At 57.5% G+C, this 5,947-nt stretch carries 6 protein-coding genes; 3 read left to right on the top strand and 3 right to left on the bottom strand.

Going from position 1 to position 5,947, the window contains the following annotated elements; translation table 11 throughout:
• On the top strand, positions 1-1,059 hold a 1,059-nt coding region (gene murD, locus ACEQWH_RS11555; RefSeq protein ID WP_370231004.1), incomplete at its 5' end, for a UDP-N-acetylmuramoyl-L-alanine--D-glutamate ligase.
• On the opposite strand, the gene ACEQWH_RS11550 is transcribed toward murD, so the two are convergent.
• The 3 genes from ACEQWH_RS11550 to ACEQWH_RS11540 are packed head-to-tail and all read right to left on the bottom strand — an operon-like array spanning position 1,056 to position 3,414.
• Positions 1,056-2,237, bottom strand: coding sequence for an NAD(P)/FAD-dependent oxidoreductase (locus ACEQWH_RS11550; RefSeq protein WP_370231002.1), 1,182 nt, complete (start codon positions 2,235-2,237; stop codon positions 1,056-1,058). The genes murD and ACEQWH_RS11550 overlap by 4 nt on opposite strands.
• A gap of 50 nt (positions 2,238-2,287) precedes the next feature.
• Positions 2,288-2,647 (bottom strand): DUF4260 domain-containing protein, encoded by a 360-nt coding sequence (locus tag ACEQWH_RS11545; protein WP_370230999.1) that lies wholly within the window; start codon positions 2,645-2,647, stop codon positions 2,288-2,290.
• 56 nt (positions 2,648-2,703) lie between these two features.
• Positions 2,704-3,414 (bottom strand): pyridoxamine 5'-phosphate oxidase family protein, encoded by a 711-nt coding sequence (locus ACEQWH_RS11540; protein ID WP_370230997.1) that lies wholly within the window; start codon positions 3,412-3,414, stop codon positions 2,704-2,706.
• Positions 3,415-3,641: 227 nt separating this feature from the next.
• Here ACEQWH_RS11540 and ACEQWH_RS11535 point away from each other — a divergent pair, with 227 nt between their 5' ends.
• Positions 3,642-4,808, top strand: a complete 1,167-nt coding sequence (locus ACEQWH_RS11535) for a putative peptidoglycan glycosyltransferase FtsW (protein WP_370230996.1) — start codon at positions 3,642-3,644, stop codon at positions 4,806-4,808.
• Entirely contained in the window at positions 4,805-5,902 is a 1,098-nt protein-coding gene (locus ACEQWH_RS11530) for a UDP-N-acetylglucosamine--N-acetylmuramyl-(pentapeptide) pyrophosphoryl-undecaprenol N-acetylglucosamine transferase (RefSeq protein ID WP_370230995.1), read from the top strand. The genes ACEQWH_RS11535 and ACEQWH_RS11530 overlap by 4 nt, the downstream gene beginning before the upstream one ends.
• The last annotated feature ends 45 nt before the right edge of the window (positions 5,903-5,947 follow it).

Genomic DNA, 5,947 nt, shown 5'->3' with positions numbered 1-5,947 from the left:
AATTTCGATATCTTGCCCAAGGTTGTGACGGTCACGGGCTCTAACGGTAAATCAACCACCTCGGCCCTCATCCACCATGTTTTAGAAAGCGCCAATCGGCCTTGTCAGTTGGCAGGCAACATCGGTCGCGGTGTTCTGGATATTGATCCGGCCATTGACGGCGAAGTGGTTGTGCTGGAACTCTCTAGCTATCAGACGGACCTTGCCCGCGCCCTGACACCGGACGTCGCGGTGTTCACCAATCTGTCGCCCGATCACCTTGATCGCCACGCGGGTATGGGGGGCTATTTCGCAGCAAAACGCCGTCTATTTGCCGAAGGCGGACCTGATCGTGCCGTGGTTGGCATTGACGAGGACGAGGGGCTCTATCTGGCCAATCAACTGTCCGAAGGTCTTGCAGATGATCGCGTCATTCGCATGTCGGTCGAGCAGAAACTGACCGGTCAGGGCTGGCAGGTATTTGCGAAAAAAGGCTTCCTGTCAGAATACCGCAAAGGCAAACAAGTGGGCTCGGTTGATCTGCGACAAATCAAAGGACTGCCGGGAACCCACAATCATCAGAACGCTTGTGCCGCCTATGCGGTGTGCCGTTCTCTCGGGCTTGCGCCACGGGTGATCGAACAGGCGTTTCACAGCTTCGCAGGTTTGCCCCACCGTTCGCAGATCATCGCGGAGCAGGGTGGTGTGACCTATGTGAACGACAGCAAAGCCACTAACGTTGATGCAGCAGCCAAGGCGCTGGGTGCCTTCAAAAAGATCCGCTGGGTCTGTGGCGGTCTGGAAAAGGACGGCGGGCTTGATGCGTTGCATTCCGCCACATCCGAGGTGATCAAAGCCTATGTCATCGGGCGCGAAGCCGCGAACTTTGCCATGCAGCTTGGCGGGCTTGACGCCGAAGTCTGCACAGACATGGAAACGGCGGTGGCCAAGGCCGTATCTGAGGCGCAAGAGGGCGAGACGGTTTTGCTGGCCCCCGCAGCCGCGAGTTTTGATCAGTACGACAGCTTTGAGAAGCGCGGCACGCATTTCACCGAATTGGTCAAGGCCGCCTTAGCCTAGGGTTTTGCGGCGATGGCCGTGCCTGCCGCGAAACCAGAACTCCAGGCCCATTGGAAATTAAATCCCCCAAGCCAGCCGGTCACATCGACCGCTTCGCCAATGGCGTAAAGCCCGGGCGTGGATTTCGCCTCCATCGTTTTTGAGGACAGCCCATCGGTGTCGATGCCGCCCAAAGTAACCTCTGCGGTGCGATAGCCTTCGGTGCCGCTTGGCGTCAGTCGCCAGTTGCGCAGGGCCGCATCCAAAGCGCGCAGTTTGGCGTCGGATTGATCCGCGATATTGCCCGAAATGCCTAGGTCTTTTGCCAGATGTTCGATCAGCTTGGCGGGCAATAGCTGTGCCAGAATGGTCGACAGGTTCTTACGCCCGTCCTCGCTGCGTTTGGCGCGCAGAGTCTCGTAAAGGTCGCCTTGAGGATAAAGATCAAAGCTGACGTCTTGCCCCTCGCGCCAGTACGAGCTGATTTGCAGAACCGACGGGCCAGACAGCCCGCGATGGGTGAACAGCAGGGCCTCTTCAAATGTTGCGGTGTCGCTTTTGACGCGCACGGGCAAAGCGACTCCTGACAACGGTCCAAACCGCCCGTCCGTAAAAGTGAAGGGCACAAGACCCGCGCGCGTGTCTGTCACCGCAAGGCCAAACTGTTTGGCAATGTCATAGGCCAGTCCGGTTGCCCCCATTTTGGGGATGGATTTCCCGCCGGTTGCCAGCACCAGATTGTCTGCAAAGACAGTCACCTCGGTGCCGTCTTTTTCAAGCTGGACCTCGAACTTTCCGTTCTTTTGACACACCGTTCCCACAGATGTCTTCAGCCAAATCTCTGCCCCCGCCGCGTGCAGTTCCGTAAGCAGCATCTGCACGATGTCTTTAGAGGTCTCGTCACAGAACAACTGGCCCAGCGTCTTTTCGTGATAGGCAATGCCGTGGCGGCTGACGAGGTCGATGAAATCCCATTGGGTATACCGACTGAGCGCGCTTTTGCAGAAATGCGGGTTCCCACTTAGGAAGTTTTCAGGCGATGCGTACATATTGGTAAAATTGCAGCGGCCTCCGCCTGAGATGCGGATCTTTTCGCCGGGGGCTTTGGCGTGATCGACGATCAACGTTCCCGCGCCCGCATGGGCGGCACACATCATTCCAGCGGCGCCCGCGCCAAGGATCAGAGTCTTTATCTGCATGCGCCCGCCCATGCCCGAGCCTTGGGGCCAAGGTCAAGGCAAATAGCGCCTCAGAGGTCGCCGAGGTGAGTGTGTTTGAAGCCTTGCGTGGTTTTCAACCCATAGCCTAAGGCGCGGTCAAATCCCGTATGCGCCAGCATCAAAGCGCCTATGCCTGCCATCGCGGGATCCGCTGTCAAAAGCCCGGCAACCAGCAAAATTGCCCCCAGCGCGTAGACATGCACCAGATTATACACCAGTGCCCCGATTTTTGGCCCGGCGGAATAGGCGGCAAACGACAGGTCCGGCGCAAAAAAGAATAGCACGCTGACCCAGATGGGAAAGCCGCTGTCCAGATAGGCAAAATAGATCAAAGCTGCGCTGAAAACCCCAAGGCCTTCCAGACGTTGCCAAAGTACTGTGTCTTTCATCGCGTCCCCTCCGGCTGCAGATCAACTATGAAAACCGAAGGGGCGCGGGTCAATCTTTACTCAAAAGTTTGCTCATAGGCCTGCGAGAACGCGAGTTCTAGCGCTGCGCCGTCTTGGTAGAGATCAAGATCTGCGCCGCGTTGCGCGTCGGGATGGCTGCGCGGGCAGGGGATCGGCGCGCCGAGGGTCGTGTGAATCGGAATGACCTCGGCGTGGATTGGCAGCGCGTAATCCTCTTCATCATCCGCCACCGTGCCGCTTCTTTGTTTCGCCGCAGCAGAGTCGATGTCCATATAGATGAACGACGTTGCCTTAAGCTCTTGCGGTGTGACCGCGCGCAATGCGTCCGTGCGGCCGGGGAACAGGCGATCCACCATGGCTACCTGTGCGGCATATTTTTCGTCGGGGTCGTCCAAAAGGCGTGCAGTGCCAAAGGCCATGACGGTGCGGTAGTTGGCGGAATGATGAAACCCAGAGCGCGCAATGACCAACCCGTCGAAATGGGTGACGGTCACACAGGCTTTGACGCCCTTACGGATGGATTTGATCATTTTGCTGGCCGCGCTGCCGTGCCAGTAAAGCCGCGTTCCCTCGCGCCAGAACATCGTGGGTGTTGCGTAGGGTTGACCGTCGATCACATAGGCCACATGACATAGTGCTGCCGCGTCCAGAATGCGGTGCACGCTGTCATGATCATAAGCGGCGCGGGCATGTGCGCGTTTCACCCGATTGGTTGGGGTAATGGGATAGCTTGGCTGATCGGTCATAGCGCACTCCTTCATGTGATGAATGTGTTCTAACGCGCATCGGTTTTTCAAAAAGCTCCAATTTTTACAAAAACGACCATACCAAAATTGGGCGGAGACCTGCCGCAGAGGACCATAAATTCGCAAAGGGGAATTTCCCTGAAAGCTTCCCTTAAACGCGAACTCGTGGTAAGATTTGCAGCAGATCCGGAGAACCGGACGCAAACAGGCAAATCGGCAGGTCTCAGATGACAGAAATGGTCTACGGCGGAGTCCCAGTACGGGACGTTGAGCCGATTCTTCCGAAGTGGTGGCGCACAGTTGATAAGATTACCCTAACCTGTGTTCTGGGCTTGATGGGTATCGGGATGCTGTTGGGATTGGCGGCCAGTCCGCCGTTGGCCGAGAAAAACGGGTTTCCGTATTTCCACTATGTTCTGCGTCAGGGTATTTTTGTTGGCGGCGCGATGGTGACGATGGTGATCGTCTCGATGCTGTCCCCTCGCGAAATTCGCAGGTTTGCCGTATTGGGGTTCTTTCTGGCGTTCGTGGCTTTGTTGCTGTTACCGGTGTTTGGCACCGACTATGGCAAGGGCGCTGTGCGCTGGTATTCGTTGGGTTTTGCGGCGCTGCAACCTTCGGAATTTCTAAAGCCGGTTTATGTGGTTGTGATGGCATGGCTGATGGCCGCCAGCCAAGAGATCAACGGACCGCCCGGCAAAAGCTGGTCGATGGTTCTGACGTTGATTATTGTCGGGGCGCTGGTGATGCAGCCGGACTTTGGCCAGGCCTGTCTGATCCTGTTTGGCTGGGGCGTGATGTATTTCGTGGCAGGCGCGCCGATGACCCTGTTGGTCGCTATGGCGGGCTTTGTCTGTATCGGCGGTTTTGTGGCCTATAACGTTTCGGAACACTTTGCGCGCCGGATTGATGGCTTCCTGAGTACCGATGTGGATCCGACGACGCAGCTTGGCTATGCGACCAATGCGATCCGCGAGGGCGGGTTCTTTGGCGTTGGTGTCGGCGAAGGGCAGGTGAAATGGTCCCTGCCTGACGCGCATACAGATTTCATCATTGCGGTCGCTGCCGAAGAATACGGATTGGTTCTGGTGCTGTGTATCATTGGGCTTTACGCGACAATCGTCGTGCGCTCGCTGCTGCGCCTGATGCGCGAACGTGATCCGTTCATTCGGCTTGCTGGCACCGGACTGGTGGCACTGTTTGGTATCCAGGCGATGATTAATCTGGGTGTTGCGGTGCGATTGTTGCCAGCCAAAGGCATGACTTTGCCGTTTGTAAGCTATGGTGGCTCTTCCCTTATTGCAGGTGGCATCGCAGTCGGTATGTTGCTGGCTCTGACCCGAAGCCGGGCTCAGGGCGAATTTGGCGATATACTTCGAGGCCACATCAGATGACTAAACAACCGCTGCTTTTGATGGCAGCAGGCGGCACCGGGGGCCACATGTTTCCGGCGCAGGCCCTTGCAGAGGCGATGCTGGCAAAAGGATGGCGCGTCAAGCTGTCTACCGACGCCCGCGGTGCCCGCTATACCGCAAGCTTTCCAGATGGGGTCGAGATCGAACAGGTCTCGTCTGCCACGTTTTCGCGGGGTGGAGCGCTGGCCAAACTGGCGGCTCCGTTTCAGATCATGGGTGGCGTTCTGTCGGCCGTTCTGAAGTTGCGGCGCGACCGGCCAGATGTGGTGGTGGGATTTGGCGGCTATCCGACCATTCCCGCAATGGGCGCTGCAGTGCTGATGAAACTGCCGCGGATGATCCACGAGCAAAACGGTGTGCTGGGCCGCGTCAATCAGGTCTTTGCCAAACGTGTCAGCAAGATCGCATGCGGCACCTGGCCGACAACACTTCCCGAGGGGATCGAAGGCACCCATACCGGAAACCCTGTACGCCAAACGGTTCTGGACCGCGCGGGGGCTGGTTATATTCCGCCGGGTGACTATCCGATGTCGATCCTTGTGATTGGCGGCAGCCAAGGTGCGCGCATTCTGTCCGAGATCGTGCCGCCAGCGATTGCGATGTTGCCTGACGATATCAAATCCTATCTGCGCGTCAGTCATCAGGCGCGCGGCGAAGACCACGCCAATGTCTCGGAGTTCTATGCAGAGCAAGGCATCACAGCGGACGTGCAAGAGTTTTTCACCGACATTCCAGAACGTATGAGCGAAGCGCAATTGGTCGTCTCGCGCGCCGGGGCATCTTCGGTGGCCGATATTTCCGTGATTGGACGGCCCTCAATTTTGATCCCGCTGGCGATTGCGACTGGGGATCACCAAAGCGCCAATGCCCGTGGGCTAGAGGAAGCGGATGGGGCAATCGTTATCCCCGAAACCGCCTTTACGGTCGAAACATTGACCGCTCAGATATCTGCCATCTTGGGGGATGCGGACGCAGCGGTCGAGATGAGCGCCGGGGCGCTTGCCATGGGAATGCCTGACGCAACTGCCAATCTGGTGGCGATGGTCGAAGAACTGGCGCAGGAGGTCGGTTGATATGAACGCAGCAACAAAACTGCCCGGTGACGTTGGCCCGATCCA

The sequence above is a fragment of the Cognatishimia sp. genome (genome assembly GCF_964229375.1).
Classification (GTDB): Bacteria; Pseudomonadota; Alphaproteobacteria; order Rhodobacterales; family Rhodobacteraceae; genus Cognatishimia.
This window is presented reverse-complemented; position numbering and strand designations above follow the sequence as displayed.

Bases quoted from the DNA above. Each gene is read 5' to 3' on its own strand.
- ACEQWH_RS11530 (WP_370230995.1), top strand. From the start codon at position 4,805: ATGACTAAACAACCGCTGCTTTTGATGGCAGCAGGCGGCACCGGGGGC.
- ACEQWH_RS11540 (WP_370230997.1), bottom strand. From the start codon at position 3,414: ATGACCGATCAGCCAAGCTATCCCATTACCCCAACCAATCGGGTGAAA.
- ACEQWH_RS11545 (WP_370230999.1), bottom strand. From the start codon at position 2,647: ATGAAAGACACAGTACTTTGGCAACGTCTGGAAGGCCTTGGGGTTTTC.
- ACEQWH_RS11550 (WP_370231002.1), bottom strand. From the start codon at position 2,237: ATGCAGATAAAGACTCTGATCCTTGGCGCGGGCGCCGCTGGAATGATG.
- ACEQWH_RS11535 (WP_370230996.1), top strand. From the start codon at position 3,642: ATGACAGAAATGGTCTACGGCGGAGTCCCAGTACGGGACGTTGAGCCG.